At 60.7% G+C, this 25,120-nt stretch carries 26 protein-coding genes; 18 read left to right on the top strand and 8 right to left on the bottom strand.

Translation table 11 applies throughout. The annotated features are described in order from the left end of the window. Positions 1-198: 198 nt before the first annotated feature. Together K6T12_RS14565 and K6T12_RS14560 are read right to left on the bottom strand one after the other, a co-directional pair. Positions 199-1,272 carry an AI-2E family transporter gene (locus K6T12_RS14565; protein ID WP_222223596.1) on the bottom strand — a complete coding sequence of 358 codons (1,074 nt, stop codon included), beginning with the start codon at positions 1,270-1,272 and terminating at the stop codon, positions 199-201. Positions 1,273-1,293: 21 nt separating this feature from the next. Next, a complete protein-coding gene (locus K6T12_RS14560) occupies positions 1,294-1,530 on the bottom strand; it encodes a sulfurtransferase TusA family protein (RefSeq protein ID WP_222223595.1) in 237 nt (78 codons plus the stop codon). 95 nt (positions 1,531-1,625) lie between these two features. Here K6T12_RS14560 and K6T12_RS14555 point away from each other — a divergent pair, with 95 nt between their 5' ends. The 3 genes from K6T12_RS14555 to K6T12_RS14545 all read left to right on the top strand — a co-directional run bounded on the left by K6T12_RS14555 (position 1,626) and on the right by K6T12_RS14545 (position 5,660). After that, positions 1,626-3,077, top strand: a complete 1,452-nt coding sequence (locus K6T12_RS14555; RefSeq protein WP_222223594.1) for a M48 family metalloprotease — start codon at positions 1,626-1,628, stop codon at positions 3,075-3,077. 181 nt (positions 3,078-3,258) lie between these two features. Next, positions 3,259-4,623 (top strand): MATE family efflux transporter, encoded by a 1,365-nt coding sequence (locus K6T12_RS14550; protein WP_255611751.1) that lies wholly within the window; start codon positions 3,259-3,261, stop codon positions 4,621-4,623. Continuing rightward, entirely contained in the window at positions 4,569-5,660 is a 1,092-nt protein-coding gene (locus K6T12_RS14545; protein ID WP_255611750.1) for a DUF3080 family protein, read from the top strand. The genes K6T12_RS14550 and K6T12_RS14545 overlap by 55 nt, the downstream gene beginning before the upstream one ends. A gap of 4 nt (positions 5,661-5,664) precedes the next feature. Here K6T12_RS14545 and trxC read toward each other — a convergent pair whose 3' ends face one another. From trxC to tusA, 3 genes are all read right to left on the bottom strand, one after another. Continuing rightward, on the bottom strand, positions 5,665-6,102 hold the full coding sequence (trxC, locus tag K6T12_RS14540) for a thioredoxin TrxC (RefSeq protein ID WP_222223592.1): 438 nt from the start codon (positions 6,100-6,102) through the stop codon (positions 5,665-5,667). Positions 6,103-6,181: 79 nt separating this feature from the next. After that, positions 6,182-6,724 (bottom strand): ProQ/FINO family protein, encoded by a 543-nt coding sequence (locus K6T12_RS14535; protein WP_255611749.1) that lies wholly within the window; start codon positions 6,722-6,724, stop codon positions 6,182-6,184. A gap of 6 nt (positions 6,725-6,730) precedes the next feature. Then, a complete protein-coding gene (gene tusA, locus K6T12_RS14530; RefSeq protein ID WP_255611748.1) occupies positions 6,731-6,967 on the bottom strand; it encodes a sulfurtransferase TusA in 237 nt (78 codons plus the stop codon). Positions 6,968-7,187: 220 nt separating this feature from the next. Here tusA and K6T12_RS14525 point away from each other — a divergent pair, with 220 nt between their 5' ends. Beyond that, positions 7,188-7,469, top strand: a complete 282-nt coding sequence (locus K6T12_RS14525) for an antibiotic biosynthesis monooxygenase family protein (protein WP_222223591.1) — start codon at positions 7,188-7,190, stop codon at positions 7,467-7,469. An 80-nt stretch (positions 7,470-7,549) separates the two neighbouring features. On the opposite strand, the gene rlmM is transcribed toward K6T12_RS14525, so the two are convergent. Together rlmM and K6T12_RS14515 are read right to left on the bottom strand one after the other, a co-directional pair. Then, on the bottom strand, positions 7,550-8,617 hold the full coding sequence (rlmM, locus tag K6T12_RS14520) for a 23S rRNA (cytidine(2498)-2'-O)-methyltransferase RlmM (protein WP_315853611.1): 1,068 nt from the start codon (positions 8,615-8,617) through the stop codon (positions 7,550-7,552). Further along, on the bottom strand, positions 8,605-9,216 hold the full coding sequence (locus K6T12_RS14515; protein ID WP_222223590.1) for an alpha/beta fold hydrolase: 612 nt from the start codon (positions 9,214-9,216) through the stop codon (positions 8,605-8,607). The genes rlmM and K6T12_RS14515 overlap by 13 nt, the downstream gene beginning before the upstream one ends. A gap of 377 nt (positions 9,217-9,593) precedes the next feature. Between K6T12_RS14515 and ccoN the strand changes: the two genes are divergently transcribed. The 14 genes from ccoN (at position 9,594) to queE (ending at position 23,851) form a co-directional block, all read left to right on the top strand. Further along, positions 9,594-11,024 (top strand): cytochrome-c oxidase, cbb3-type subunit I, encoded by a 1,431-nt coding sequence (gene ccoN / locus K6T12_RS14510; RefSeq protein ID WP_222223589.1) that lies wholly within the window; start codon positions 9,594-9,596, stop codon positions 11,022-11,024. A 20-nt stretch (positions 11,025-11,044) separates the two neighbouring features. Continuing rightward, complete coding sequence (gene ccoO / locus K6T12_RS14505; protein WP_255611746.1) at positions 11,045-11,665, top strand: cytochrome-c oxidase, cbb3-type subunit II; 621 nt, start codon at positions 11,045-11,047, stop codon at positions 11,663-11,665. A 7-nt stretch (positions 11,666-11,672) separates the two neighbouring features. Further along, the gene (locus tag K6T12_RS14500) at positions 11,673-11,855 is read left to right on the top strand and encodes a cbb3-type cytochrome oxidase subunit 3 (protein ID WP_390879086.1); all 183 of its coding nucleotides are present in this window, start codon (positions 11,673-11,675) and stop codon (positions 11,853-11,855) included. Continuing rightward, a complete protein-coding gene (gene ccoP / locus K6T12_RS14495; protein ID WP_222223588.1) occupies positions 11,852-12,745 on the top strand; it encodes a cytochrome-c oxidase, cbb3-type subunit III in 894 nt (297 codons plus the stop codon). The genes K6T12_RS14500 and ccoP overlap by 4 nt, the downstream gene beginning before the upstream one ends. A 141-nt stretch (positions 12,746-12,886) precedes the next feature. Then, on the top strand, positions 12,887-14,299 hold the full coding sequence (gene ccoG, locus K6T12_RS14490) for a cytochrome c oxidase accessory protein CcoG (protein ID WP_222223587.1): 1,413 nt from the start codon (positions 12,887-12,889) through the stop codon (positions 14,297-14,299). A gap of 74 nt (positions 14,300-14,373) precedes the next feature. Continuing rightward, positions 14,374-14,892, top strand: a complete 519-nt coding sequence (locus K6T12_RS14485; RefSeq protein WP_222223586.1) for a FixH family protein — start codon at positions 14,374-14,376, stop codon at positions 14,890-14,892. Between the two features lie 3 nt (positions 14,893-14,895). Next, on the top strand, positions 14,896-17,367 hold the full coding sequence (locus K6T12_RS14480) for a heavy metal translocating P-type ATPase (RefSeq protein WP_222223585.1): 2,472 nt from the start codon (positions 14,896-14,898) through the stop codon (positions 17,365-17,367). A gap of 7 nt (positions 17,368-17,374) precedes the next feature. Then, positions 17,375-17,560 (top strand): cbb3-type cytochrome oxidase assembly protein CcoS, encoded by a 186-nt coding sequence (gene ccoS / locus K6T12_RS14475; protein WP_222223584.1) that lies wholly within the window; start codon positions 17,375-17,377, stop codon positions 17,558-17,560. Further along, positions 17,550-18,218 (top strand): sulfite exporter TauE/SafE family protein, encoded by a 669-nt coding sequence (locus K6T12_RS14470; RefSeq protein WP_222223583.1) that lies wholly within the window; start codon positions 17,550-17,552, stop codon positions 18,216-18,218. Before ccoS ends, K6T12_RS14470 begins: the two co-directional genes overlap by 11 nt. 136 nt (positions 18,219-18,354) lie before the next feature. Then, positions 18,355-19,746 (top strand): oxygen-independent coproporphyrinogen III oxidase, encoded by a 1,392-nt coding sequence (hemN, locus tag K6T12_RS14465; RefSeq protein ID WP_222223582.1) that lies wholly within the window; start codon positions 18,355-18,357, stop codon positions 19,744-19,746. 242 nt (positions 19,747-19,988) lie between these two features. Next, positions 19,989-20,768, top strand: coding sequence for a fumarate/nitrate reduction transcriptional regulator Fnr (gene fnr / locus K6T12_RS14460; protein ID WP_222223581.1), 780 nt, complete (start codon positions 19,989-19,991; stop codon positions 20,766-20,768). A 184-nt stretch (positions 20,769-20,952) separates the two neighbouring features. Continuing rightward, positions 20,953-21,495: an adenine phosphoribosyltransferase gene (locus tag K6T12_RS14455; RefSeq protein WP_222223580.1), complete on the top strand. Its 543-nt coding sequence runs from the start codon at positions 20,953-20,955 to the stop codon at positions 21,493-21,495. 604 nt (positions 21,496-22,099) lie between these two features. Next, positions 22,100-23,017, top strand: coding sequence for a recombination-associated protein RdgC (gene rdgC / locus K6T12_RS14450; protein WP_222223579.1), 918 nt, complete (start codon positions 22,100-22,102; stop codon positions 23,015-23,017). Between the two features lie 195 nt (positions 23,018-23,212). After that, on the top strand, positions 23,213-23,851 hold the full coding sequence (gene queE / locus K6T12_RS14445; protein WP_222223578.1) for a 7-carboxy-7-deazaguanine synthase: 639 nt from the start codon (positions 23,213-23,215) through the stop codon (positions 23,849-23,851). Between the two features lie 372 nt (positions 23,852-24,223). Here the strand turns inward: queE and K6T12_RS14440 are convergent, their stop codons facing one another. Continuing rightward, positions 24,224-25,111 (bottom strand): bile acid:sodium symporter family protein, encoded by an 888-nt coding sequence (locus tag K6T12_RS14440; protein WP_222223577.1) that lies wholly within the window; start codon positions 25,109-25,111, stop codon positions 24,224-24,226. Positions 25,112-25,120: the final 9 nt, after the last annotated feature.

Raw genomic sequence — 25,120 nt, 5'->3', positions numbered from 1 at the left:
CCACTTTCGTGTTGCCGACAAGGCGAGAGCGGCGTTATCCCCGGGCATTAAAGAGCTGCCCATGCCGCTACCCCGTGAGAAAGAAAAATGCCAGTCAGTTGGCTTAACTGACTGGCATTACGCCTGGCGCGGTTTTTTTATTTTTTAACGACAGCCTAAGTTAGGCCTGTCGGCGACCGGCCACACGGCGACCAAGCGCTACGACTCAGCGAGCGGCGCTATCCGGTGCGCCTTCGGCCAGGCACTGAGAATCGCCTTGATCAGGGTTGCCAGCGGAATCGCGAAGAACACCCCCCAGAAGCCCCAGATACCGCCAAATACCAGCACCGCAATGATAATCGACACCGGGTGCAGGTTGACCGCCTCGGAGAACAGCAGCGGTACCAGTACGTTACCGTCCAGCGCCTGGATAATGGCGTAGGCGATCATCAGGTACATGAACTCGCTGCCCCAGCCCCACTGCAGGAAAGCGATCAGCGCCACCGGCAAGGTCACCAATGCGGCGCCGATGTAGGGGATCAGCACCGACAGACCGACCATGATCCCCAGCAGCGCCGCATAGTTCAGCCCGAAGACCGCGAACACCACGTAACTGACCCCGCCGACGATCAGGATCTCGATCGCCTTGCCGCGGATATAGTTGGCGATCTGGTCATCCATCTCCAGCCAGACCTTGGTCATCATCTCGCGCCGCTCCGGCAGGAATGACGCCCACCAACTGGCCAGTCGACGGCCATCCTTCAGGAAGAAAAACACCAGGATCGGCACCAGCACCAGGTAAACCATCAGCACCACCACACTGCCAATCGAGTTCAATGAGAAGGTCAGCACCCATTGGCCGGCGCTGGAAATCTCCTGGGTGGCCAGGGTGATCAGCTCGCGCAGCTGCTGCTCCGACACCAGCCCCGGATAGCGCTCGGGCAGCAACAGCAGCAGCGACTGCAGCTCCGACGCCATGCGTGGCAGCTCGTTGAACAATGCCACCAACTGCTTCCAGGCGCGCGGCATCACCACCAGCAGGAACGCCAGCAGGGCGCTGACGAAACCGCTGAACACCAACAATACGGACAACAGATGAGGAAGCCGTTTCTCCTCCAGCCAGTCCACCGCGCCCTGCATCAGAAACGCCAGAATGATACCGGCGAACACCGGGGTCAGGGTCTGCCCCATGGTCAGGATGATGACCAAGGCCACCGCCAGCAACAGGAACAGCAGCAACGCTTCTTCGTCCGAGAAATAACTCTCGATCCACTTGCGGATGATCTCTTTCATCGCATCAGCTCCGAACCGGTCTCAACCGCGGCGAATAATGTAGATGTAACGATCCTGGTCGGTGTAGGACTCCAACAGCTGATGGGCCGACTGATCGGTATAGGCCTTAAAGTCACGGACCGAACCGCCATCGGTGGCGATCACCTGCAGCACCTGACCCACCGCAAGTCCGTTCAATGCCTGTTTGGCTTTCAGCAGCGGCAGCGGGCAACTCAACCCACTGGCATCCAGCACCTGATCGATCTGAATTTCAGCCATATAACACGTCCAACTCCGACAAGGTTGTCCTGATTAAACAAGTCAAGCACTATATACCAAATCCCCCGAAGCGGCGACCGACGGATACCCTCTGGATGCACCGGTTATTACCGATTATCTCTCTGATTTTATTGACCCTTCTCTCCTTCGCCCGACCAGCGGTCGGCGATCTGCCGGAACTTAACGAAGGTGCCTATGGCGGTATGACGCCGGACCGGGAATACCGGCTGGGCAGGGCCTGGGCACGCAGCCTGCGCGGCCAGGCCAAGCAACTGCCAGACCCGGTTACCGGCCAGTACCTGGAAAGCCTGGTCTGGAAACTGGCCGCCCAGAGCGAGCTGACCGATCACCGACTGGAGATTTTTGTGCTCGACAATCCCGCCTTCAACGCCTTCGCGGTTCCCGGCGGGGTGATCGGTCTACACTCCGGACTGCTACTGGCCGCCCAGACTGAAGGGGAGCTGGCGTCGGTACTGGCGCACGAACTGGCCCACCTCAGTCAGCGCCACTTTGCCGCCCAACTGGAGGAACAGCGCCGCAACCAGCCCTTCATGGTCGCCGCCCTGCTGGCCAGCCTACTGGTGGCCGCCGCCGACGGTGAAGCCGGTGGTGCCGCGCTCAGCTCGACGCTGGCCGCCAGCCAACGCGCCCAGCTGGCGTTCAGCCGCCAGAACGAACGCGAAGCCGACCGTATCGGCATGCAGAATCTGGTCGCCGCCGGCTATCCCGCCGACGCGATGCCGGCGATGTTCGGTCGCCTGCTGGAAGCCTACCGCTTCGCCTCCCGGCCGCCGGAGTTTCTGACCACCCACCCGGTCACCGAAGCCCGCATTGCCGATTCCGCCGGCCGTGCCGCACAGCTCGGTCGCAGCCGGGGGACGATCAGCGGCGACAGCCTCAGCTTCAGCCTGGTCAAACCGCGCGTCGTCGCCTACCACAGCGACAACCCGGAGCAGCTGCTGGCCCGCCTGCAGGGACAGCTCAAGGAGAGCAACCAGCCGCAACAGCGCCAGCAACTTCTGTACAGTGTATTCACCACCGCCGTGACAGCCCGCCGGTTCGAACAGGCCAACCAAGCCTACCAGCAGCTGAATGACAGCATGAAAACACACTGGCTGATCCGCCTGACCCGTGCCGAACAGGCACTGGCGGAACGACGGCATGAGGCCGCATTGAGTGAGCTGGAACAGCTACGCAAGCTGTACCCGGACCACTATCCGATTGAGCAGCGCTATGCCGAAGCCCTACACCAGGCAGGCCATTCGCGGCCGGCATTGCAAACTTACCGGGCATTGGCGCTGAAACGCCCCACCGACAGCCTGATCCACTACCAGTTGGCAGAGATGTACGGCCTGGCCGACGATCGGATTGGCGTGCACCAGGCACGCACCGAGTATTTCCTGCTGACCGGCAACGTGGACCGCGCCCTGCGCCAGATCAAGTTCGCACTGCGCGAGCCCGGCCTCTCCGATAGCGACCGGGCACTGCTCCAGCGCCTGGAGCAGGAAGCCAAACAGGTGCGCGAGGATATGGAACTCGACTACTGAGCCCGGCGACAGACGACCAACGGCCAAACCGGCATTGCGCCGGCCAGCGTGCGCCTCTATGCTAGCCTGTTCGCCTGCCCGTGCCCCTGAATGATGTCCGACAATATTGACTGGACCCGCGAGAAAGGGATCCGCAGCGGCCGGCCGTTGTTCAACCATTACAGCTAAAGTTGTTGCCCGCTTGAAAACCAACCGTCTTGCCGAAGCCCGGCTACTGTTCGCCCTCGGCGGCCCGATCATGATCGCCCAGTTGGCCTACGCCGCCATGGGCTTCGTCGACACCCTGATGGCCGGCCAGGTCGGCGCCCAGGACCTGGCCGCCGTGGCACTGGGGTCCAGCCTCTGGCTGCCGCTGTTCCTGGCGCTGCAGGGCATCCTGATGGCCACCACCCCGCTGGTCGCCCACCAGGTCGGCGCCGACCAAACCCGGGCCAGCGTCCACACCCTGCACCAGGGCAGCTGGATCGCCCTGGCACTCGGCGCCCTGGCCTGGTTGCTGCTGAACAACTGCGCCCCGGTCCTGCAGCTGATGCAGGTCGAACCGGCGCTAGCCGCCAAGACCAACGACTACCTGAAGGCGATCGCCTGGGGTTTCCCGGCGATCCTGCTCTACCAGGTTATTCGTAGCTATAGCGAAGGATTCGGCCAGACGCGACCGATCATGAAGATCGCGGTGCTCGGCCTGCTCTGTAACATTCCGCTGAACTATGTGCTGATCTACGGAAAATTGGGACTGCCGGCGATGGGTGGCGTCGGCTGCGGCTGGGCTACCGCGCTGGTGATGTGGATCATGCTGGCTTGCGGTACCCTCTACCTGAAAAGATCAACGCTGTTCCAACCGCTGTCGCCATTCGGGCGACTGCGCCGCCCCGACCCGGCCGCACTCTGGCCATTCCTGAAACTGGGCATCCCGATCGGCAGCGCACTGCTGATGGAGTCGAGCATGTTTTCGGTGATCGCCCTGCTGCTGGCCAGCCAGGGTGAGACCGCCATCGCCAGCCACCAGATCACGCTGAGTTTTACCGGTATGACCTTCATGGTGCCATTGAGCATCTCGATGGCGATCACCATCAGGGTCGGCCAGCTGCTCGGCCGCAACGACCGGGCAGGCGCCCGCTTCGCCGCATTTACCGGGTTGCAGCTGACCCTGCTGTGCGCACTCTGTTCTTCGAGCCTGATGCTGGGCCTGCCCGAGTTCATCGCCGGCTGGTATACCAGCGAAGCACAGCTGATCGAGCTGGCCGCGGGGCTACTCGGCATCGCCGCCCTGTTCCAGTTTTCCGACGCCATTCAGGTGGCCTGTGCCGGCGCTTTGCGCGGCTACAAGGATACCTTTGTCCCTCTGACACTGGTATTCGTCGCCTACTGGGTGATCGGCCTGCCGACCGGCTACCTGCTCGGCCTGACAGACCTGCTGCGTCCGGCAATGGGTCCGGCCGGCTTCTGGATCGCACTGGTCATCGGCCTAAGCGCCGGCGCTATACTGCTGTTATGCCGCCTGCTGATCATTACCCGCCGCTCACCCCCTCTGCCCGCCTCGGCCTGATTCTGCTGCTTCTGCTGGCCCTGGCCGGCTGCAGCCAGGAGCCAAGCCGGGCGATGCTGGAAAACTATCTATATCGGCTCGGCAACGCGACCGAGCAGTCGATCGATAAAGACCTGCGCCAACTGCCGCCAACAGCCGCCTACCCGCCACGCCGCGAGCGGTTGCGACCGGAACTGGAGCTCCGCGAAGGACTGGTAGATACCCTCAGGCTGCGACACTGCAACAACCTGCTCGGCTTGATTGCCGAACGCAACAGCTCGCTCGGCCGGGTGATGCCGGTATCGAAGAAACTGGTCTATGAATTGCGCTTCTTTACCGCGATCCGCGACTGTCGCACGGAACTGCCGGAAGACGCCGCAGCGGAACTGCGCCAGCAACTGGACGAAATCTACCAGCTGAAAAAGCGCAATCTGGACAACGTGGCTTGGAACGCGTTCTACAACGCGCCGGAGATGGAGGCTAACTTCGCCCTCGGCGAGCCACCGCTGGCACCCGCCGATGACGGCGGTATCGGCCCGGTGCTGGACGGCCTGAAGCGCTTCGAACAGCTGGCCCGGCTGATCCACCGCGACGATGGCTGGCAGCTACCGGCGTTCCTGGAACAGATCGAGCGGGATTACCAGATATTGAACAACAACCGCTTCGGCGCCCGCTGGCTCAGCGGCTTACGCCTGCTGACCGAGACCCTGGAGCGCGGCAGCGACGCCCTGCAGGCCCGACTGGAACAGCGCGCACTGTGCCCGCTCGGCCGCAGTACACCACAGGCCAAGATCCTGCACCGGGTGTTCATAAAATTTTATGCCGGCGAGGTACAGCCCTACATGGCACTGCTGCACCGCAGCGGACAGCGCTGGCTACAGCAGCAACAACAACTGCTCGAGCAGCTGGCGCACAGCGACCTGCTATCCGCGTACCGCGAGGCGGTGCTATCACCGCACAGCAAACTCTGGCGTGATTACGAGCAGGCCCGCCGCCGCCACGTAGAACTCTGGCAGCAACAACTCGGCCAGTGCGGCCTGATGCCGTCTCGCTCCTGATGCATCAGGCTGAGTGCGCACGCAGCCAGCTCAGCAGCTGATTCAACTCCATCACGCCCGCCTGGCGTGCCACTTCCCGACCGTTTCGAAAGATCAGCAGTGAAGGGATGCTGCGGATGGCATAGCGTGTCGCCAGCGACTGCGCCTGCTCGGTATCGATCTTGACCAGCACCGCCTCGGTCGTCAGCCGGGCGGCCGCTTCGGCAAAGATCGGCGCCATCATCTTGCAGGGGCCGCACCAGTCGGCCCAGAAGTCCACCACAACTGGCAGATCGGTATTCGCAATCAGCTTACCAAAGCCGGCCTCTTCCAACGCCAGTGGCTTGCCGGTCAACAGCGGCTGCCTGCAGCGCCCGCAATTGGGCCGCTGGGAAAGACGCTCGCTGGGTACGCGATTGGTGGTCAGACAGTGGGGACAGCTAAGGTGGGTAGTATCAGTCATACGGGAGCCCTTGTTCGATATACTGCGGATATATGGGCTCCCGCACTCTGCTTCAAGCAGACAGCCGGCAAGATAAAGATCAATCCTTGCGGTTTTTCTCCAGCAGCTGCTCGAGCTTGTTGCTCATCCGCTCTTCGCGTTCGCGCTCAACCTGTTGCTGGCGACGCTGCTTGTTGATATCGCGCAGCTTGTTCTTGGCGTGCAGCGCCTCTTCGGCCGTCACCAGGCCGGCCGGCTGACCATTGATGTCGATCCGCTCGACACCTTCACGGATCGAACGGATATAGTTCAATGAACGCACATAGCTGGCCAGGGCGCGCTTGATCTTGTTCTTGGCGACCTTCTCATCGGCGATCAGGTCCTCCTGAATGCCAATTTTCAGCGGCCGCATGTTGTTGCGATCGAACACGCTCGGGTAGGCGTCCATCAACTGCTGCAGAGCCGCCATGTTGGCCGCGCGGTTTTTGGACTTGGACTTACTGGTGCTGGGGGTGTTGCTGGGGGTTTCGCTCACCTTGGTGGCCCTTGTTTGCTGGCGCTGTTCCCGTTCCGTCAACATCTGGTCCAGCTGATCGATCAACTGAAAAGTTGCCGCGGTATCACGCTCAATCGAAGAATTCATTACTGCTCAGCTACCTTTGCGAATCAGATATTCAAACCGATCGTCCGCTGCCGCCTGGTCCAGCAACTCGTGGCCGAGGAAAGCGCAGAATTTGGGAATATCCCGCTGGGTCGAAGGGTCGGTGGCAATGACCCGCAACACCTCACCCGCGACCATATCGCGTACGCGGTTGTGCAGCATCATCACCGGTTCCGGACAATAGAGCCCGCAGGCGTCCATTTCATAATCGACTTGGATATCCAACGCAAAGTACCTGTACTCAAAATCAGCGCTATTGTCGCAAATTCGACAAGGGAGCGGAAGCGCCAGTCGCCACCCCGATCAGGCGCCAGCAACACCACCAGCGCCAGCGCCAGCGCCAGCGCCAGCGAAAAACCCGACCGCTCAGGCCGATGTCGCATTTCTACGGCAGTTACGCCATGATTAAGGCATCTGCGTGGCACAGTCAGTAAGGAGCACACTGATGATTCGTGTATTGATCGAACGCCATATCGCCGATGGTCTGGCGGAACATTACGAAAAGACAGCCCGGGAAACATTGCAGAAAGCGATGCAGGCACACGGCTTCATCACCGGTGAAGCTTTGCACAACACCGAGGACCCAAACCACCGGGTGGTGCTGGCGACCTACCGCACCATTCAGGACTGGCAACGCTGGGCCCGCTCGCCGGAGCGCCAGGAGATGCTGGACCAGCTGATGCCGATGCTGGAAAGCGAGGAAAAGGTCACCATCCTGGAGCACTGACCGCCGCCATTCATCAGGGGGCGGCCAACGAGCCAGCCGCCCCCCGATAAAATTCAGCCACGCCCCGGCCACGGGTTGCCTCAGAGCAACCGCAGGTGGCAGGTCACCTCTTCGCGGTCGTGATACAACTGCTTGGCACGCAGTTCATAGGGCAATCCCTGCTCCACCAACGCCTCGTCGATGAGCTGCAGGCAGCTGGCGGTTTCCTTGTAGCGCTGCTTCATCGGCAATTTAAGGTTGAAGATCGCTTCCCGGCACCAGCCGTTCAGCGCCCACTCCACCACCATCGCCGCGGTGCGGGCCGGCTTGTCGACCATATCGCAAACCATCCAGTCAACCGGCTTGTCTGGCCGATACAGGTAGCCGTCTTCGCGACAGTGCTCCACCTGCCCGGTAGCCATCAGATCGTCGTTCATCGGCCCATTATCGACCGCCGTCACGAACATCCCCCGCCGGACCAGCTGCCAGGTCCAACCACCGGGCGCCGCACCCAGGTCGACCGCCGTGCCGCCGGCAGCCAGACGCCGCTCCCATTCGGCGCTCGGCAGGAACCAGTGCCAGGCTTCCTCCAGCTTCAGGGTCGAGCGACTGGGCGCATCCTTGGGAAACTTCAAGCGCGGAATCCCCTGCAACCAGGGCGCAGAGTTTGCCGGCGGCACCACTCCCAGGTAGATCTGTTCACCGCTCACCACGAACAGCTGCAAGCGCAATGCATCGCCCGGCGCCCGCCGCTGCAGACGACCATCCCGCTTGAACTGCTGCGCCAGCGCCGAGCCGAACTTCCGGCTGAATGCGGCCAGTTCACGCCCGTCGGTGGTATCCGGATACTCCACCCATACTTCGGTGAAACCGGGCCAGCCGTCCATCTGCGCCTGCAACTGACCGATACGGTCGTCGCGCGCCAACGACAGCAGATCGGTACAGGCCATCCATTGGCGGACAAAGACCAGCTCGTCGAATTGCAGCTCCTGTACCGCCCGCCAGGCATCGCCCGGGTCATGGGGTATAAACAGCAGATAGCCCTGGTCATCCTGTAGCTGGCAATAACCGTAGATTCCCAGCGCACTCAGCCGATCGCTGATCTCGCCCGCCGCCTCTTTTTCAAATCCTGCCCGGCACTGCAGCAGCAACCGCGTTATGTTCTGCACTCGATGATATCCTTGATCTGGCTGATAACAGTCGCCAGGTGCTGTTCCTGGCTGTAGCCGGAAGCCTTGCGGGGCTTGAGGTCATGATTGCCATCCGGCAACCAGTGCAGCTGCACCCGGTCCGCCAGCGGATAGCCCGCCACTTCCGTTTCATCGCCCATGGTATCGCGACTACCCTGGAAGATGTGAATCGCCCGGGCCGGCGACTGCAAATGTTCGATGCGCAGATTATCCGGCTTACCCGGCGGATGGAACGGATAGCCAAACGCCCAGCCGCCCCGCCCAACCCCGTCGGCGGCCAGCATGGTGGCGACCCGGCCGCCCATCGACTTGCCCGCCAGCCAGAGCGGCAAGCCATCCTGCGGCAGCTGCTCAACCACCTGACGAAACGCCTCCAGCAGCTTAGGCATCCGATCCGGCGGACGCTTCTTGCCATCCTCACGCCGCTTCTGCATGTACGGAAACTCGAAGCGCACCACCTGCAAACCGATCCCGGCCAATCCGGCGGCGATATTTGTCATAAACTCAGTATCCATCGGGGCGCCTGCGCCATGGGCCAGAACAACCCGCCCATTTTCCGCCCGACCATCGATAATCATATTGCTCTCCGCGACCAAAACAGCGGGGCGAGATGATACACAAAAGCCGATTTGATCTATATCAAGCAAACCGGAAATACGCGTTACCGCACCCGCACAACAAGCTCCCCCAAAAGTATGGTTTTCGCTTAATTAAAGCGCGGACAAAGCCACCACCAAAATTACTAAAACACTTAATTTATCCTTATTATTCAACAAGTTAAGAGTCAGACACAAATATCGAAAGAAGGCCGACCGAAAGGTCTGAAAAAGCTGTTCCATATGCGACATTTTGCCCCACCAAACGCCCGGATCACATTGAAACCAAAGGCTGATTTCACGATAATGGCGCCCGAAACTCTACATTCCATAACTTAGCTTGTTGATGAGAGCCTGACATGAGCACAGCAACTGAACACCCCACCTACAACTATAAAGTGGTGCGCCAGTTCGCCATCATGACGGTGATCTGGGGCATTGTCGGCATGGCCGTCGGTGTACTGATCGCCTCACAGTTGGTATGGCCACAACTCAACTTTGAAATACCCTGGCTGACGTACGGTCGTCTGCGTCCGCTGCATACCAACGCGGTTATTTTCGCCTTCGGCGGTTGCGCCCTGTTCGCGACCTCCTACTACGTGGTACAGCGTACCTGCCAGGTTCGCCTGTTCTCCGACGGGCTGGCGGCATTCACTTTCTGGGGTTGGCAGGCTGTAATTCTGGCCGCAGCGATCACCCTGCCGCTGGGCATCACCTCCTCCAAGGAGTACGCCGAGCTGGAGTGGCCGATCGACCTGCTGATCACCGTGGTCTGGGTTGCCTACGCCGTGGTGTTCCTGGGCACCGTCAAGAACCGCAAGACCTCCCACATCTATGTGGGTAACTGGTTCTACATGGCCTTCATCATCACCGTAGCGGTACTGCACATCGTCAACAGCATGGCGATGCCGGTCACCTTCTGGAAATCCTACTCCGTCTACCCGGGTGCCGTGGATGCGATGGTACAGTGGTGGTACGGCCACAACGCGGTAGGCTTCTTCCTGACTGCGGGCTTCCTGGGCATGATGTACTACTTCGTACCGAAGCAGGCTGAACGCCCGATCTACTCTTACCGCCTGTCCATCGTGCACTTCTGGGCACTGATCGCCACCTACATGTGGGCCGGTGGCCACCACCTGCACTACACCGCGCTGCCGGACTGGACCCAGAGCGTTGCGATGGTAATGTCCCTGATCCTGCTGGCTCCGTCCTGGGGTGGCATGATCAACGGTATGATGACGCTGTCCGGTGCCTGGCACAAACTGCGCACCGACCCGGTTCTACGCTTCCTGGTGGTATCCCTGTCCTTCTACGGCATGTCCACCTTCGAAGGCCCGATGATGTCCATCAAGACCGTCAACGCCCTGTCCCACTACACCGACTGGACCGTTGGTCACGTACACGCCGGCGCCCTGGGCTGGGTTGCAATGATCTCCATCGGTGCGGTGTACCACATGATCCCACGCCTGTGGGGTAAGGCCCAGATGGCATCTGTTGGCCTGGTAAACACCCACTTCTGGCTGGCGACTATCGGTACCGTACTGTACATCTGCGCGATGTGGGTCAACGGCATCCTGCAGGGTCTGATGTGGCGTGCAGTAAACGAAGACGGCACCCTGACCTACAGCTTCGTTGAAGCACTGGAAGCGAGCCACATGGGCTACTTCGTACGTGCCCTGGGCGGCGCCTTCTTCCTGACCGGTATGCTGCTGATGGCATACAACGTATGGCAGACCGTTCGCAAAGACAGCACTGCGCCGGCAGCAGACGCTTCCGCACAGGCAGCTTAAGGTCGTAGGAGCAGATAACGATGATCAAACACGAAACGATTGAAAAGAACATTGGCCTCATGATCCTGCTGATCATCCTGGTGATCAGCGGCGGCGGCCTGGCGGAGATCGTTCCGCTGTTCTTCCAGAGCGCAACCACCAAACCGATCGACGGCCTGCGCACCTATTCGGCACTGGAGCTGGAAGGCCGTGACATCTACATCCGTGAAGGCTGCAACGTCTGTCACTCCCAGATGATCCGTCCGTTCCGCGCCGAAACCGAGCGTTACGGCCACTACTCCACCGCTGACGAAGGCGTTTGGGAACACCCGTTCCTGTGGGGCTCCAAGCGTACCGGTCCGGATCTGGCCCGCGTTGGCGGCCGCTACTCCGACGACTGGCATCGCGCCCACCTGTATGACCCGCGTGACGTCGTACCGGAGTCCAAGATGCCGGCTTACCCGTGGCTGTTCGAAAACCGCCTGTCCGGCAAGGATACAGCCAAGAAGATGGAAGCACTGCGCAAGCTGGGCGTACCGTTCGCGGACGAACAGATCGCTGGCGCACAGGACGCTGTCAACGGTAAGTACGAGATCGATGCTCTCGTAGCGTACCTGCAGGCGCTGGGCAAGCTGCATTCCAACTACGACAAACAGCGGTAAGTAACCTGTGAGTTACGATGTTTATGGTCCCTACCTGCCGGTGATCATGCTGATCACATTCCTCGGCCTGTTCGCCTGGGTGCTAATGCCCGGCAATAAGAAGAGGTTTGATGACGCAGCCAATCTGCCCTTCGCAGATGACGGTAAAACGGAAGGACAAGAGACCGATAACGGGAGAATCGAAAAATGAGTGCTTTTTGGAGCGCGTGGGTAACTGTAATTACCCTGGCCGTAATTCTGGGATGTGCCTGGCTGCTGTTTGCGACCAAGAAAAGCCAGAACTACGACGAAACTACTGATGAAACGCTGGGCCACGAGTTCGATGGCATCGCCGAGTACGACAACCCGCTGCCGAAGTGGTGGTTCCAGCTGTTCGTCGGCACCGTTGTGTTCGGCCTGGTTTACCTGGTGCTGTACCCGGGCCTCGGTAGCTTCCCAGGCCTGCTGAACTGGACCTCGACCGGCCAGTGGGAAGAGGAGATGTCGCATGCCGAGGAGAACTACCGCCCGCTGTTCGCCAAGTATGCGTCACTGAGCATCGAAGAGCTGCAGAAGTCGGAAAATGCCACCGGCCTGAAAATGGGCCAGCGCATGTTCGCCAACAACTGCGCCCTGTGCCACGGTTCCGCGGCTACCGGTGCGCACGGCTTCCCGAACCTGACCGACAATGACTGGCTGTACGGCGGCGAACCGGCCACCATCAAGCAGACCATCAGCGAAGGTCGTACCGGCGGCATGCCGCCGTGGGGCCAGGTACTGGGTGAAGACGGTGTACGCGACATGACTCACTACGTACTGTCGCTGAGCGGCCGCGAAGCGGACAGCGAAGCGATCGCCCGTGCCAAGCCGCAGTTCCAGGCTCTGTGTACTGCCTGCCACGGCGCCGACGGCACCGGCATGCAGGCGCTGGGCGCGCCGAACCTGACCGACGACATCTGGCTGTATGGCGGCACTTTCGAGAAAGTGGCCCACACCATCCGGACCGGTCGTAACGGCGTCATGCCGGCTCACAAGAACCTGCTGAGCGAAGACAAAATCCACCTGATCTCTGCTTACGTTTACAGCCTGTCCAACAAGTAAGGCGTAACGAAGCACACCGAAAAGGCGATATGATGCAGATCATATCGCCTTTTTTTTGCAGGGACTTATAATATTCAGGTTTTCTAATGGACGAGAGTCCATTAGAGGTGAGGTCAATAATACGTAGTGGTGAGCAGTGGTATGAACCAGATACCCGTACAAGATGTAACCCCGAAGAAGTCAAACGGCGGCAAGGAGCTCTATGCCGAGCGGGAACACATCTATGTGAAGTACTATCGCGGTTTGTTCAAGAACTTCCGCACCATCTCCAGCGCCATCATGCTGTTGATGTTCTTCGGTTTTTCCTGGGTCCAGTGGGATGGCCGCCAAGCGGTACTGTTCGACTTGCCGAACCGCCAGTTTCATGTCTTCGGCATGACTTTCTGGCCGCAGGACTTCATGCTGCTCTCCTGGCTGCTGATCATTCTGGCGTTCACCCTGTTCTTCGTCACCGTATTCGCCGGTCGGCTATGGTGCGGCTATGCCTGCCCGCAGTTCGTCTGGACCTGGTTTTTCATCTGGGCCGAGCGCATCACCGAGGGCGACCGCAACAAGCGGATCAAACTGGACAAGGCTCCCTGGAGTGGTGAGAAGATCCTCCGCAAAACCGCCAAACACCTGATATGGCTGACCATCGCCGTTGCCTCGGCAGTGGCTTTCGTCGGCTACTTCTCGCCGATCCGCGAGCTGCTGCCCAATATCCTGAGCTGGGAACTCGGCCCCTGGGAGACCTGGTGGCTGGGCTTCTTTGCGGTCGCCACCTACGGCAATGCCGGCTGGCTGCGCGAGCAGGTCTGCATCTACATGTGTCCGTACGCCCGCTTCCAAAGCGTAATGTTCGACGAGGACACGCTGGTCATCTCCTATGACGAGAATCGCGGCGAGAATCGCGGCAAGCGCAAGAAAGGCGCCGATTACAAGGCCCAGGGACTGGGTGACTGTATAGACTGCGGCAACTGCGTGCATGTCTGCCCGGTCGGCATCGATATCCGTAACGGCCTGCAGTACGAATGTGTCGCCTGCGGCGCCTGTGTCGACGCCTGCGACGACATCATGGATCGAATGAACTACCCACGCGGACTGATCCGCTACACCACCGAACACGCCCTGGAGGGTAAGACCACCCACCTGATGCGGCCACGCCTGATCGGCTATTTCGCCTGCCTGCTGGCCATGTGCATCGCCTTTGCCTACACCATTTACAGCCGGGTACCCGTGGAACTGGATATCATCCGCGACCGTGGCCAACTGTTCGTGGAAACCCCGAACGGGCTGATCGAGAACAGCTACATGTTGAAGATCGCCAACAAGAGCCAGATCGACCAGGTTTACCGGCTCAGCGTCTCCGGCCTGGACGGCATCAAGCTGATCGGCGACGAGCTGATCCGGGTCAAGACCGGTGAACTGGCCGATCACAGCGTACGGCTGCAGATCGAACCCAAATACCTCGATCAGGCCAACACCAACGTCAACTTCAGCATTACCGCCGAGGCTGACAGCAGCATCAGCACCACTGAAGAAAACCGATTCATCGGTCCCGCACCACGACGCTAGTCGCTGGCAGACCTAACAGGCTAAAATAGCTGCCCTGCACTGCCGAGCAGCTATTTTTTCTTTGAAGGATTTATATGAGTAAGCAGAATCCTGCCGTCGCCCCCTGGTACAAGCAGCCCTGGCTGTGGTTTATCCTGGCCCCGCTGATCGCGGTGTTCATCTATGGCACCTTTTTCCTCTACCTGTCGATCATCACCGCCGACGGGCTGGTGAAGGACGACTACTACAAGGTCGCCCGGGGTTTCGAACGGGACAGCAGCAAGACACTGGCGGCGGCCGACCTCGGCATCAAAGGAACGCTGACGGTCGACAACCTGACCGGCGACCTGGTGTTGCAGCTGACCGGCCAGCCGCAACAGTGGCCGGAACAGATCACCATGGAGCTGATCCACCCGACCCATCAGCAGTATGATTACCCGGTCACCCTGCGCCAGATTCCCGGCAGCCATGCCTACCGCGGCAGCCTGCGTAGCGCGCTGCAAGGCAAGCGTTATCTAGTCATCACCCCGCAGGACCAGAGCTGGAGCCTACGCAGCGAAATTCTGCCGCCGTTTGACCAGCGCACCTTCCAGATCAATCCGACCGGAAATTGATCGATGGCAGTAACGGATCGGGTGGCGGAGCCCTGCTACCACTGCGGGCTGCAGGTGCCAGAAAGTACCGATTTCATTACCCTCATCGACGGCCAGCCGCGGCGGATGTGCTGCCCCGGCTGCCTGGCGGTGGCGGAAACCATCGTCGGCAGCGGCCTGGACACCTACTACCGGCACCGTACCCAGCCGGGCAACTCGCCCGAGTTCAGCAGCCGTCAACTGCCGGAGCCGTTGCAGCAGGAGCTGGCGCTGTACAACCAGCCGGAGGTCCAGCGCAGTTTCGTAAACCAGTGCGACGCCGGATTGGAAGCGATCCTGGTCATCGACGGCATCACCTGTGCCGCCTGCGTCTGGTTGCTGGAGCACCACCTGCAGGGATTGGACGGCGTCAACAAGGCGTCCGTCAACCTGACCAACCATCGCGCCCGGATCCAGTGGTCACCGGAGCAGATCGAACTCAGCACCCTGCTCGGCGAGATCTACCGGATCGGCTACCAGGCCCACCCGTTCCATCCCGATAAAGAGGAACAGTTGCTGGCCCAGGAGCAGAAACGGGCGATCCGTCGGCTCGGCATCGCCGGGCTTGGCATGATGCAGGTGATGATGATGGCGATTGCGCTTTACGCCGGCACCCTGCAGGGGATCGAGCAGCAGTACCAAGCGTTTATCCGCTGGACCAGCCTGATCATTGCCACCCCGGTGGTGCTCTACGCCGCCCGACCGTTCTTCACAGCCGCCCTGCGCGACCTGCGTACCCGTCAGCTCAGCATGGACGTACCGGTCTCGCTGGCGATCGGTGGCGCCTACCTGGCCAGCATCTGGGCCACCGTTACCAACAGCGGCGAGATCTACTTCGATTCGGTGACCATGTTCACCTTCTTCCTGCTGATCGGCCGCTTCCTGGAGATGAAGGCCCGTCACCGTACCGGCCGGGCCGGCAACGCGTTGCTGAACCTGTTGCCGACCAGCGCCCTGCGGCTGCGTGACGGCGAAGAGGAACTGGTCTCGGCCGATCAACTGCAGTCCGGCGACCTGGTACGGGTCCGCCCCGGCCAGACCCTGCCGGCCGATGGCATCATCGAACAGGGCCACAGTTCGGTCGACGAATCGGCGCTGACCGGCGAATACCTGCCGATCCACAAGCAGTGCGGCGACAACGTGGTCGGCGGCACCATCAACGTGGAGAACCCGCTGTTGATCCGGGTTGCTGAAGTCGGTGCCGAATCCAAGTTGTCCGCCATCGTGCGGCTGCTGGAACGGGCCCACGAGGAGAAACCCCAGGTCGCCCGGCTGGCCGACCGGGTCGCCAGCTATTTCGTCGCGGCAGTACTGATCACCGCACTGGTGGTCGGCGTCAGCTGGTGGCTGATCACCCCGGAGCACGCCTTCTGGATAACCCTGTCGGTACTGGTGGTCACCTGCCCCTGCGCGCTGTCGCTGGCCACCCCGACCGCCTTGACCGCCGCCACCGGCACCCTGCGCCAGCACGGCTTCCTGATCACCCGCGGTCATGTGCTGGAGAGCCTGTCCAAGGCCACCCATATCGTGTTCGACAAGACCGGCACCCTGACCGAAGGCAACCTGAGGTTGCAGAGCACCCAGCCACTGGCCGCGCTGGACCGGCAGCAGTGTGAGCAGCTGGCGGCGGCGCTGGAACAGCATTCGGAACACCCGATCGCCCGCGCCTTCCACCACCTGCAACCGCAACAACCGGCCAGCGAGATCAGTGCCACCCTCGGCAAGGGGCTGGAGGGACAGATCGACGGCATCCGCTACCGGATCGGCCAGGCCGACTACGCCAGCGCCCTCTGCCCGGCGGACTGCCCAGCCCAGCCGAGCGAAGCCGGCCAATGGCTGTTGCTCTGCTCGGAACAGGCACCGTTGGCCTGGTTCCGCATCGACGACCAGTTGCGTCGCGAAGCGCGCGAAGCGCTCGACCAGCTGCGTGCATTGGGGCTGCAGTGCGAAATGCTGACCGGCGACAGCTCCGCGGCGGTACAGGAGATCGCGGCACAGCTCGGCATCGACCGGGTCACCAGCGGCGTCACTCCGGAGCAGAAGCTGCAGCACGTGGCTGCGTTGCAGGCCGAAGGCGCACAACTGATCATGGTCGGCGACGGCATCAACGATATTCCGGTACTGGCCGGCGCCCAGACCTCGATCGCCATGGGCAGCGCCAGCGACCTGGCCAAGACCAATGCCGATGCGGTGCTGATCAGCGGCGACCTGCGCCGACTGGTCGACGCCGTGCAGCTGTCCCGTCGCAGCCGCCGCATCATCAGCCAGAACCTGATCTGGTCGTTGAGCTATAACCTGCTGGCGCTGCCATTGGCGGCGCTGGGCTTCATCGCTCCCTACATGGCGGCGATCGGCATGTCGGCCAGCTCGCTGGTGGTGGTCGGCAATGCATTGCGGCTCTCTAAACTGAAGCGCCGCAATGCGGTAAACTCTCAGCGATCCCTCAACCCCCGTTAGGCTCAGCATGGATATCATCTACCTTCTGATCCCGATCGCCATCATCCTGGTGTCCTGTGCCACCTGGGCGTTCTTCTGGAGCGTCAACAGCGGCCAGTTCGACGACCTGGAAAGCCCGGCCCACAGCATCCTCTACGAGGATGATGACAAGCTGATCCCGGACGACGCCAAGCCACAGCGCGATGACCGCTGATCCGCTGGCACTGACCACCGCGCTGCTGCTGGGCCTGCTCGGCGGCGGCCACTGCCTGGGTATGTGCGGCGGTATCGCCGCCGGCGTGGCGCTGGGCACCCCACAGCAGAGCCAACGCGGTTTGATGCTGCTGGGCTATAACGGCGGCCGTATCCTCAGCTACAGCCTCGCCGGCGCACTGGTCGGCAGCCTCAGCTGGCTACTGCGCGACCAGCCGGTGATGCTGGCGCTACGCAGCCTGGCCGGCCTGATGCTGATCGTCATGGGACTCTACATCGGCCAGTGGTGGCAGGGCCTGCTGCGGCTGGAGCGGCTCGGCGGCCAACTGTGGCGACTGATCCAACCGCTGGCGCGAAACCTGCTGCCGGCCCGCACGCTGCCGCAGGCGTTTGCGCTGGGTGCCGTCTGGGGCTGGCTGCCCTGCGGCCTGGTCTACAGCACCCTGATCTGGGCCTCCGCCGCCGGCAGCTGGCAGCAGAGCGCGCTGCTGATGGCCGGCTTCGGCGCCGGTACCCTGCCGGCACTGCTGCTGACCGGCCTGCTGGCGCAACAGATGCAGCAACTGCTGCAGCGCCGGCTGACCCAGCAGCTGTTCGGCCTGCTGATCATCCTGTTCGGCCTGTTTACAATCCCCTGGCGCGGCCTGCTGCAAGCTTGATCGATATCAAGGCCGACCGTTCGTCCGGCGAATACACTGACCAGCAGTCAGTCGGGCTTGACCGATCATAGCTCAGTAGATCAGTGCTCGGTCCGACAGGCTGCCGCCGTTCATCTAACTCAAGGTATGTACGTCCGTGGATAACTCCAACCTGATCCAATGGGATCTCGATCTGATCAAGCGCTACGACCTGGCCGGCCCGCGCTACACCTCCTACCCGACCGCCTTGCAGTTCGATCCACTGCTGTCGTCCGCGCAGCTGGTCGAGACCGGTCGCAACAGCGCCGACAACAACGGGCCGCTTTCGCTGTACGTACATATCCCGTTCTGTGCCCATGTCTGCTACTACTGCGCCTGCAACAAGGTAATCACCCGCAATCGCAAGAAGGCGCAGCCGTATCTGGATACCGTCTATCGCGAGATGGCTCAGCTGGCCGAGTGGTATGCCGGCGACCGGATCGTCAACCAGCTGCACTGGGGCGGCGGCACGCCGACCTTCATCAGCGACCAGCAGATGGTCGAACTGATGACCGAGATGGGGCGCCATTTCAAGCTGCGTGACGACGACAAGGGCGATTACTCGATCGAGATCGACCCGCGCGAAGCCTCCGCCGACACCATCAAGGTACTGCGCGAGATCGGCTTCAACCGGATCAGCCTGGGGGTACAGGATGTACAACACAGGGTCCAGCAGGCGGTAAACCGGGTGCAGAGCACCGAACAAACCCAGGCGGTGCTGGACAACGCCCGCCGGGCCGGCTTCCGCTCGATCAATATCGACCTGATCTACGGCCTGCCCTACCAGAGCGTAGAGAGCTTCAGCGACACCCTGGACACGGTGATCGAGATGTCGCCGGACCGGCTGTCAATCTTCAACTACGCCCATATGCCGGACCGGTTCCGCTCACAGAAGCATATCGATGCCGCCACCCTGCCGAGCCCGGAAACCAAGCTGGCAATCCTGGAGGGCACCATCCGCAAACTGCTCGATGCCGGCTACGTCTATATCGGCATGGACCACTTTGCCAAACCGGACGACGAACTGGCGATCGCCCAGCGCAACGGTCAGCTGCACCGCAACTTCCAGGGTTATACCACCCACGCCGACTGCGACCTGGTCGCCATGGGGGTGTCCGCCATCAGCCAGGTGGGCAGCGTCTACTACCAGAACGAACACGAGATCGCCGCTTACAGCAACGCCATCGAAACCCGTGGCCACGCCATCAAGCGCGGCGTCAGCCTGAGCCGTGACGACCAGATCCGCCGTGAGGTAATCAAACAGCTGATCTGCCATTTCCAGTTGGATTTCGCCACTGTCGAACAGCAGTTCGGACTGGATTTCCAGCAATACTTCCAGGCGGAACAGGCCGAGCTTAACCAGTTCGCCGACGACGGCCTGATCTCGCTGAGCCCGGCGGGCATCAACGTCACGCCGCAGGGCCGTCTGCTGATCCGCCGCATCTGCATGGCATTCGACGCCTATATACCAAAGCAGCAGCCGACCCGCGGCTTCTCGCGCATCATTTAACAGGCTGTTGAAAAACGTTGGCGAGGCAGCCAGCACAAGAAAAAAATCGGCGAAATAAGGGAGTTTATGCGTTATAAATGACCGAATTGAGCCGATTTTTGACGCAGTGATGGCAACGCAGGTAGTTTTTTAAACAGCTTGTTAAACAGCCCACCCTTCCCGGCTACCGGGAAATGTTTCATAATCATCCGCGTAGCCAAATCAAAACAATGTGTACTAACGAATCAAGCAGGGCCTGTCCTATGAGTGAAATTAAAGCGACGGAAGGGAAGCTGCGTAGTCTACAACAGGCTCATTGCAGTACCTGTAGTTTGAGTTCGCTCTGTTTACCGGTCTCCCTCAACATGACTGAAATGGAACGTCTCGACAACATCATCGAGAAGAGTCGCCCGCTGAAGAAAGGCGACCACCTGTTCCACCAGGGAGAACCGTTCTCATCGGTCTATGCGGTACGGGCCGGCACCATCAAAAGCTATACCATCACCAATGAGGGTGAGGAGCAGATCACCGGTTTCTATTTCCCGGGTGAACTGGTTGGCCTGAGCGGCTTCGACAGTCAACAGTACCCGGTATCGGCCAAGGTGCTGGAAACCACCTCGGTCTGCGAAATTCCATTCGAGCGACTCGACGACCTGTCCGGCCAGCTGCCGGAACTGCGCCGCCAGATCCTGCGCACCATGAGCAAGGAGATCCGCGACGAGCAACAGATGATGCTGTTGCTGTCGAAGAAGAACGCCGAGGAGCGGGTCGCCACCTTCCTGGTCAAACTGTCGCAGCGTTTCAAGCAGCGCGGCTACTCTGCGGCCAACTTCCGGCTGTCGATGTCTCGCAACGAAATCGGCAACTACCTGGGCCTGGCGGTGGAAACGGTCAGCCGTATCTTTACCCGCTTCCAGAAGAACAACCTGATCCGGGTTGACGGCAAGGAGGTGGAACTGCAGGACCTGCAGGAGCTGTACCGGCTGTCCGGCGAATGCCCGATGGGTGAAGCCGGAGAAAGCGACAGCAGCCAGGCCGGCTGAACCCTTCCTGCTTGCCAATAAAAAAGCGTCCACAGCCATGCCGTGGACGCCAAAATAGTTGCACAATGAAGTAGCCATCTCAATGTGTAACCCAACGCCCCTATTAGACTCTTTCGGCTCCTGATCTGACATTGAGCCATATCAACTAACCTGACGACCTTTTTGATTCACCAAGGAGAGATCCATGTCCTATGACGAGTGCTATGTAAAGTCCGTCATTCGAACCATCCAAGACTGGCCGGAACCGGGCGTGATGTTCCGAGACATCACACCGATCTTCAAAGATCCGAAAGCGCTCCGCATGGTCTCCGACGCCCTGATCCAGCGATATATCGACAGCGAAATCACCCATATCGCCAGCATCGACGCCCGCGGCTTCCTGATCAGCTCGATCATGGCCTATCAGCTGGGCATTCCGCTGGTGCTGGTACGTAAGAAAGGCAAGCTGCCCGGCGAAACCATCCACGAAGAGTATCAGCTGGAATACGGCAGCTCGGTGGTCGAGATGCAGCTGGATTCGGTCGCCAAAGGCGACAAGGTACTAATCTTCGACGACCTGATCGCCACCGGTGGCACCATCCTCGCCGCCAGCACCCTGATCAAGAAGCTCGGCGCCAGTGTCACCGAAGCGGCCGCGTTGATCGACCTGCCCGACCTGCAGGGCTCCTCCCGTATTCAGGAAGCCGGTATCCCGGTACATACCCTGCTGGCCTACGAAGGTCTGTAACAGTCTGCCATGCCCCTTCGGGGAGCTTACAAGCCGCATGCTGAAAGCGATAAGCGACGTAGCGGACTGATACCCGAAAGCGGCCATTGGCCGCTTTTCCGGTTATTTGCTAGTTCTTTTCCGACTAACAGCCCGGCAGGGTGAGCAGCTCTTTTGTTCCCATCCGCTAATCGCTCTGATTTCCGGTAATAGCCGGGTTGATCATAATAATGTTCACTTAAGGCAATGTGCCTTTGCGACTTGAGCAAAGCCTCTATCAGGAGTGGCAGAGCCTTGTAGGGGGTACCACCGCAGGCGGTTGTGGAGCCCTGCGGGCTCCTGGTCGACTAATAACCAAAGGGCACACCGAGTCGACCCTACAGCCATCGTTCCAGCCACTTAACCGAACGCTACTACGGGTAGATCGGCGTTTAATCCTACGCCCCGCTTCCACATAGTTATCACCGACGGCCTATACCCAGCCGAACGGGCCATTCTCCAGCTGGAGACAAAAAAAATGTGCCCACCCTGGTTAACTGCTCTACAATTTCGCCCCGGAACGCCGGCCGCTCCGCAATCGGCCCGCAGGCGAACTTCAAGCAATTGCAATAAAAGGCACCTCTCCATGTGGTTCAAGAACCTGATCTTCTACAAACTGACCGAGCCGTTCGAATACGGCGAAAACCAGCTGACGGAGCTGCTGGCCGAGCAGGCCTTTACCCCCTGCGGTAGCCAGGAGCTGTCCCGCTACGGCTGGAACTCGGCCAGCAACGGCCTGGGCGACGCGCTGCTGCACAGCGTCAGCGGTTTCCTGATGGTCAGCGCTCTTAAGGAGGAGAAGATCCTGCCCGGCAGCGTGGTGCGCCAAGCGGTCGAGGAGAAGGTCGCGGTCATCGAGCGTGAGCAGGCTCGCAAGGTCTACCGCAAGGAGCGCGACCAGTTGAAGGACGAGGTGGTCATCGACCTGCTGCCGCGCGCCTTCAGCCGCTTCCAGCAAACCCGGGCGCTGATCGCGCCGAAGCAGGGTTTTATCATGGTTGACGCCAGTGCCCATAAGCGGGCCGAAGAGTTGCTGAACCTGTTGCGCAACACCCTGGGCTCGCTACCGGTGGCCCTGCCCGATGTAGCCCAGTCGCCCTCCGCGGTGATGAGCCACTGGCTGCAGCAGCCGCAGGAGCGCCCGGTCGATCTGGCGGTAATGGACGAGTGCGAACTGCGCGACAACCTGGCCGAGAACGGCGTGATCCGTATCAAGGGGCAGGAGCTGGAAAGCGACGAGTTCATCGCCCATCTCGAAGCCGGCAAGCGGGTGGTCAAGGTGGCGATGGAGTGGCAGGAGAAGCTCGGATTCGTACTGGATGAGAGCCTGAGCCTGAAGCGATTGAAACTGACCGACCAGATGAAGGAGTCGCTCGACAGCGAATACCAGGACGAGGAGTGGGCCCGTTTCGACACCGATATGACCCAGATGGGGCTGGAACTGACCCGGCTGATCCCCGCCCTGCTGCACGCTTTCGGCGGCGATGTGAACGCCAAGGCCTGAGCTTCCACTGCGCGGGATGGCCAGCCGTCCCGCCACCCCATGCCCGCCGCGTATCAGCGACCTGATAAGCGATAGCGCCAGCGGATATACTGAAAAACAGCCTGAGCAGCCACCGGCAGGCCCCTTGCAGTCGCGCGGCGGCAAGGTAGACTAGCGCCTTCTTTCCAGAGTTGCCTTTTTCCAGAGTCCCGATCGATGTACACAGTCAAAGAGATCTTCTACAGCTTGCAGGGCGAAGGCGCCCAGAGCGGTCGCACCGCGCTGTTTTGCCGCTTTGCCGGCTGCAACCTGTGGAGCGGTCGCGAGCAGGACCGGGACCAGGCGGTCTGCGATTTCTGCGATACCGATTTCGTCGGAAGCGACGGCAATAACGGCGACAAGTTCGCCGATGCCGACGCGCTGGTCGCACGGTTGCTGCAGCTCTGGCAGGCCACCCCGGCGCAAGCCGGCACCCCCTATGTGATCTTCACTGGCGGCGAGCCGGCACTGCAGCTGGACCAGATGCTGGTCGACCGCTGCCACCAGGCCGGTTTCGAAGTGGCCATCGAAACCAACGGCACCCGCCCGCTGCCGAAGCGGATCGACTGGATCTGCGTCAGCCCGAAAGCCGACACTGAACTGCTGATCACCCACGGTGACGAGCTGAAGCTGGTCTATCCGCAGCCACTGGCCCTGCCGGAACGGTTCAGCGAATTGGCGTTCGACCATTTCTACCTGCAGCCGATGGACGGCCCGGCCCGCGAGCTTTATACCCGGGATGCGGTCAACTACTGCCTGCAACACCCACAATGGAAACTGAGCCTGCAGCTGCACAAACTGCTTGGGATCGAATAAGCAGTAGTCTTAATAAAGTTGAGCCAACAACAGTTTCTCGCAGCTTCGTGAAAAGATAGTCAGTTAACGGTTCTGAGTTTACAGAGAGCCTGCCGGCTCTACTGAGCCCCTGTTAACTCAATACCGTTACTCGCTACTGTTCGTCGCTCAAACGCAAGCGGTAACAATTCAGGCCGGTTAAAACGGGAGTGCCGGCCGGCTTCGAGCCCCCAGGTTTGGTCGTCCGCCGAACGAGCTGCTACCGATAGCCACGTTTTATATACACCCGCTCCAGCAGCGTAGGGATACCGTAACAGCGGGCTCTGACCGCGACAGACCGGCTTCGCTCCGCGGGCGACAGAATCGGCTCCAATAGAGCCCGTCGAGAGCCCGTTACCCCAGCCTGCCGGCCTCCCGCCTCTGCCGCCGGGGCCGGTTGCAGTACAAAATCAGCGCCAGCGCCGGCAGGTTCATCAGTACTCCATAGATCAACGCGCTGGCGGACATGGTCGGGTTCTGCAGGATGCCACCGGTCACCAGCAGCGCGGTACCAGCATTCTGGATGCCCACTTCAATGGCGATGCAGGTCGCCTGCTCACCGGCCAGCCGCAACCGCTGGGCTACGCCGTAACCGATCAGCATCGCCAGCAATACCAGGCTCAACACCGCCGGCCCCAACTGCTTTACCAATGCCGGGAAAGCGTCCCAGTTGGCGCGCAGGATGCCCACCACCACCAGTAGCAGGAACAGCAGCGACAGCCATTTGACCGGCCCGACCATGCGCTGGCAGAAAACCGGCCAGCGATAGCGCACCAGCATCCCGAGCAGTACCGGCAGCAAAGCGATCAGTACCAGCTTGGCCATGGTGGCTAAAACCGGAAAATCGATCACCTGGCCATCGGCCAGCTGCCACTGCAGCACCCACAGGGTCAGCAGCGGCAGTGTAAAGGGGGTAATCAGGCTGACCAGCGCAGTCAGCGAGACGGACAATGCGGTATCACCTCGGCACAGGTAGGTGATCATATTGGAGGTGGCACCACCGGGCGTCAGCGTCAGGATCATCAGGCCGCAGGCCATTAGCGGCGGCAGCGAGAACAGCAGCACCACCAACGCCCCCAATACGGGCAATACCAGTAGCTGCAGCGTCAGCCCGACCGCCACCGCCAGGGGGCTCTGCCAGACACGACGAAAATCTGCCGGCTGCAATGAAAAACCGACTCCCAGCATGATAAAAAACAGCGCCGCCGGCAGTATCAGCTGAGAGATTATATTTGCCGCCATATTCGTTCA

Origin of the sequence: Marinobacterium arenosum (assembly GCF_019795155.1) — a bacterium.
Lineage (GTDB): Bacteria > Pseudomonadota > Gammaproteobacteria > Pseudomonadales > Balneatricaceae > Marinobacterium_C > Marinobacterium_C arenosum.
This window is presented reverse-complemented; position numbering and strand designations above follow the sequence as displayed.

What these genes read in the sequence shown, in the direction of transcription:
- K6T12_RS14525 (WP_222223591.1), top strand. Translation starts at nt 7,188, where the DNA reads ATGATTCGTGTATTGATCGAACGCCATATCGCCGATGGTCTGGCGGAA.
- K6T12_RS14480 (WP_222223585.1), top strand. Translation starts at nt 14,896, where the DNA reads ATGGCAGTAACGGATCGGGTGGCGGAGCCCTGCTACCACTGCGGGCTG.
- K6T12_RS14565 (WP_222223596.1), bottom strand. Translation starts at nt 1,272, where the DNA reads ATGAAAGAGATCATCCGCAAGTGGATCGAGAGTTATTTCTCGGACGAA.
- queE (WP_222223578.1), top strand. Translation starts at nt 23,213, where the DNA reads ATGTACACAGTCAAAGAGATCTTCTACAGCTTGCAGGGCGAAGGCGCC.
- K6T12_RS14470 (WP_222223583.1), top strand. Translation starts at nt 17,550, where the DNA reads ATGACCGCTGATCCGCTGGCACTGACCACCGCGCTGCTGCTGGGCCTG.
- trxC (WP_222223592.1), bottom strand. Translation starts at nt 6,102, where the DNA reads ATGACTGATACTACCCACCTTAGCTGTCCCCACTGTCTGACCACCAAT.
- K6T12_RS14455 (WP_222223580.1), top strand. Translation starts at nt 20,953, where the DNA reads ATGTCCTATGACGAGTGCTATGTAAAGTCCGTCATTCGAACCATCCAA.
- K6T12_RS14560 (WP_222223595.1), bottom strand. Translation starts at nt 1,530, where the DNA reads ATGGCTGAAATTCAGATCGATCAGGTGCTGGATGCCAGTGGGTTGAGT.
- K6T12_RS14485 (WP_222223586.1), top strand. Translation starts at nt 14,374, where the DNA reads ATGAGTAAGCAGAATCCTGCCGTCGCCCCCTGGTACAAGCAGCCCTGG.
- K6T12_RS14555 (WP_222223594.1), top strand. Translation starts at nt 1,626, where the DNA reads ATGCACCGGTTATTACCGATTATCTCTCTGATTTTATTGACCCTTCTC.
- K6T12_RS14515 (WP_222223590.1), bottom strand. Translation starts at nt 9,216, where the DNA reads ATGATTATCGATGGTCGGGCGGAAAATGGGCGGGTTGTTCTGGCCCAT.
- fnr (WP_222223581.1), top strand. Translation starts at nt 19,989, where the DNA reads ATGAGTGAAATTAAAGCGACGGAAGGGAAGCTGCGTAGTCTACAACAG.
- ccoO (WP_255611746.1), top strand. Translation starts at nt 11,045, where the DNA reads ATGATCAAACACGAAACGATTGAAAAGAACATTGGCCTCATGATCCTG.
- ccoP (WP_222223588.1), top strand. Translation starts at nt 11,852, where the DNA reads ATGAGTGCTTTTTGGAGCGCGTGGGTAACTGTAATTACCCTGGCCGTA.
- ccoN (WP_222223589.1), top strand. Translation starts at nt 9,594, where the DNA reads ATGAGCACAGCAACTGAACACCCCACCTACAACTATAAAGTGGTGCGC.
- K6T12_RS14545 (WP_255611750.1), top strand. Translation starts at nt 4,569, where the DNA reads ATGCCGCCTGCTGATCATTACCCGCCGCTCACCCCCTCTGCCCGCCTC.
- K6T12_RS14440 (WP_222223577.1), bottom strand. Translation starts at nt 25,111, where the DNA reads ATGGCGGCAAATATAATCTCTCAGCTGATACTGCCGGCGGCGCTGTTT.
- rdgC (WP_222223579.1), top strand. Translation starts at nt 22,100, where the DNA reads ATGTGGTTCAAGAACCTGATCTTCTACAAACTGACCGAGCCGTTCGAA.
- ccoS (WP_222223584.1), top strand. Translation starts at nt 17,375, where the DNA reads ATGGATATCATCTACCTTCTGATCCCGATCGCCATCATCCTGGTGTCC.
- K6T12_RS14535 (WP_255611749.1), bottom strand. Translation starts at nt 6,724, where the DNA reads ATGAATTCTTCGATTGAGCGTGATACCGCGGCAACTTTTCAGTTGATC.
- ccoG (WP_222223587.1), top strand. Translation starts at nt 12,887, where the DNA reads ATGAACCAGATACCCGTACAAGATGTAACCCCGAAGAAGTCAAACGGC.